This is a genomic window from Pseudomonas sp. P5_A2_2 (assembly GCF_054177685.1).
Genome location: NZ_JBGCUL010000620.1, coordinates 1 through 2,706, shown reverse-complemented (window position 1 = coordinate 2,706; position 2,706 = coordinate 1). Strand labels below are relative to the sequence as shown.

General features: G+C 52.2%; 4 protein-coding genes. 3 read left to right on the top strand and 1 reads right to left on the bottom strand.

Annotation, left to right across the window (positions count from 1 at the left end):
* Positions 1 to 108 precede the first annotated feature (108 nt).
* The 3 genes from ACXRVY_RS23185 (at position 109) to ACXRVY_RS23175 (ending at position 2,008) form a co-directional block, all read left to right on the top strand.
* Positions 109 to 930: a DUF4393 domain-containing protein gene (locus tag ACXRVY_RS23185; RefSeq protein WP_457265813.1), complete on the top strand. Its 822-nt coding sequence runs from the start codon at positions 109 to 111 to the stop codon at positions 928 to 930.
* Positions 931 to 1,021: 91 nt separating this feature from the next.
* A complete protein-coding gene (locus ACXRVY_RS23180; protein WP_457265814.1) occupies positions 1,022 to 1,237 on the top strand; it encodes a hypothetical protein in 216 nt (71 codons plus the stop codon).
* 66 nt (positions 1,238 to 1,303) lie between these two features.
* A complete protein-coding gene (locus ACXRVY_RS23175; RefSeq protein ID WP_458238345.1) occupies positions 1,304 to 2,008 on the top strand; it encodes a recombinase family protein in 705 nt (234 codons plus the stop codon).
* A 296-nt stretch (positions 2,009 to 2,304) separates the two neighbouring features.
* Here ACXRVY_RS23175 and ACXRVY_RS23170 read toward each other — a convergent pair.
* Positions 2,305 to 2,706 (bottom strand): Rap1a/Tai family immunity protein (locus tag ACXRVY_RS23170; RefSeq protein WP_458238344.1); only part of this gene is annotated, 402 nt, incomplete at its 5' end.

Below are 2,706 nucleotides of genomic sequence, written 5' to 3'. Positions count from 1 at the left end.
CCACGAGACCCTCCTGATTTTGTTGATGTAGCGGCAATTCCTTTGTCTGAGCAACTGAGATCGTGGCATTCTGACCCATAAAGTCATTACAAGGACGAGGGGCAAGCGATGGGCGAAGAGTCTGCTGGTGATAACAAGGTCAAGGAAACGATAGACGCGGTAACCGGCTTGGTAAAAGCCGTGCCTGTGTATGAGGACTTGCTTCAACCAGTGGCGAAACAGGTAGGGAAATCGCTGGAGACGATCGGTAAAGCGATCAATGTTGCTCTCGCCCCTGTTGGAATCTTGGTTTGGGGGTATGACAGGTGCCAAGAGTTCATATCTACAAAGGTTGCAGAACGTCTGAAAGATGTCCCGCCTGAAGACATCATCACACCAAAGCCAAACGTGGCTGGCCCTGCTATTGAGGCGCTACGGTACACAGGGCATGAAGAATCGTTGAGTGACATGTACGCGAACCTTCTCGCCGCAGCGATGGACAAGAATACCGCCGATGGGGCACACCCTGCGTTCGTGGAGATAGTTAAACAATTGACCCCCGACGAGGCGAAGTTAATCGGCTACTTTCTTAAGCCTGTACCACTTCCACTCTTAACAGTCAGGGCTGACAAGGATCCGGGGCGGGGCGGGTATGATGTCGCTGTCAATGTTTCGCTCTTCGGAAGCTTGGCTAGTCTTGCCCTGCCGAAACTAGTCCCGGCATATCTCGATAACCTTTGCCGTCTAGGGTTGATTGATATTCAACCGGAGTACTCCTACGTCGATACAACTTATTATGACGCGCTTGAGAAATCTGAAGAGATTAAGGCATATCAACAGCAGGTGGCGTCAATGCCAGAACATAAGTGCAATTTGGTGCGTGGTGCTGTAATCGTTACAAACCTTGGCAAGCAGTTTGGGAGTGTCTGTGTAAAAGAGAAAAAGGCATAGCATTCCTCAGGGAAGTCTCGTACCTAGCAACCTATTAACCGGCGAACTAGCGTGCGAAGATTCCGTCGCAAACCGATCAAAGACGAAATCCATGACAGACAAGAACGAAGCTATCGCCAATGCCCTAGAGCTGCTGCTGATCAATCAGGATGGTATCGTTGCTGCAATCGAAGAACTCGCCAAATGGATTGCCGAACGGGGCTCAACGGACATTGCTGATAACGCAGTCACAGCTTTGCAAGCGCTCGACCTCAACGCCGAGGGCATCACTTCTGCCATCCGGCTACTACGTCAAGAATCGCCTTAACGCTTTGTAGACGAACGTCAGCAATATGTTATGATGACCCCATCACCAACGATGGCAGGGCGAACGATGAAACAGGTAGTGGCTTATGCACGAGTAAGTACAGACGATCAGTCACTTTCCGTTGCTGGTCAGTTCGCCGCTATCAAGATCGCCGCTGAAGCCAATGGATGGGAGATTGTTGCTGAGTTCACAGACCATGGCGTTTCAGGCAGTGTTGACCCCCTAGAGCGTCCACAGTGCAGACTGGCTCTGGCAATGGCGAAAGGCTTGGGTTGCCCAATCGTCGTTCATCGCCTCGACCGTCTAGGTCGTGACCACGCACACTTCGTCACCTTGCAGAAGAAATTCAAGTTCATCGAAGCCGAAGACGTACATGGCAGTGGTCTGGTGCGAAATATCAAATCCCTGCTGGCTGAAGAAGAGTTGATCAAGATTCGCCAACGAACCAAAGACGGATTGGCAGAACTGAAGAAGGACGCTGCCAACGGTGACGCTGTAGCACAAGCCAAGATTGCCCGTCGTGATGCTGGCCGTAAGGCCGCTTGGGCCATCGGTAATGGTGCTGCTGTACAAGCCAAAGCAATCAACGCCAACAACCGTGCAAAGTCATTGGAAGCTGAACTGAAAGCCTGCCTGTACGATGGTCAGCCTACGTTCGCCGCCATCGCCAAATGCCTGAACGCCAAAGGTATAACCACTGAACGCGGGAGTGCATTCCAACCAATGACGGTGAAGCGCCTGATGGAACGATTGAACTTGTCTCTTGTGTGACTCCAAGCCCGCTCAGGAGCTTGCATACCGCTCGTGACAGCGAGTTCACACCAACGGCAGTACGTCGCCTGATGCTCGCTTTCAACGTCTCGTTCTGAGCCTGTAGGAGCTTCCAGCGGGCACAGAGGCACCAATCGTTATTTTGAGATTTGTCAGCTTTCTGGTTGAGACGGTCGCACCGTGTTAAGCGCCTAGGGCACACAACTTACTTTTCCCAGCCCTGCGCTAGAAACCTTCGAAGAAGCTCACTTGCTTCCGGCGGCGGGGCTGGGAAATCACACAGAAAGCGTCCTTGGTCATCCCTTGCAGGGGAAGGCTCGCTGTAAAGCAAACAGCATCAATATCCCTTCGTCCATGTTTAGCTTCTCCGGATTTTCCTGTAGATATTTCACAGCGATTCTTGCCGCTTGAATGTTCGGTGGGGAAGGAGTTGGCATACAGGTTTGGGCCTGTTTGGAGAGAGCTGGGTTCGTTATTCCACGCAGAGAAGTCACCCCCTGTATGACCCCGATGCAGGTTCCAGCACCGAATGCGTCGCCTTCCTTCCCGTTGGTTTCGTAAAACTTGACGACCGACTGACAGCCGCTCAGTAGTTGATTCCCGTCTGCCATCGCAACACCAGAACCTATCGCCCCAACCAGTGCAGCCGCTACCCCAATCCATGCCTTCATGCTGAATTCCTTGGTGTGTGTGTGTAG

Excerpts from the sequence above, each read along its gene's own strand:
- ACXRVY_RS23175 (WP_458238345.1), top strand. The coding sequence starts at position 1,304 with ATGAAACAGGTAGTGGCTTATGCACGAGTAAGTACAGACGATCAGTCA.
- ACXRVY_RS23180 (WP_457265814.1), top strand. The coding sequence starts at position 1,022 with ATGACAGACAAGAACGAAGCTATCGCCAATGCCCTAGAGCTGCTGCTG.
- ACXRVY_RS23185 (WP_457265813.1), top strand. The coding sequence starts at position 109 with ATGGGCGAAGAGTCTGCTGGTGATAACAAGGTCAAGGAAACGATAGAC.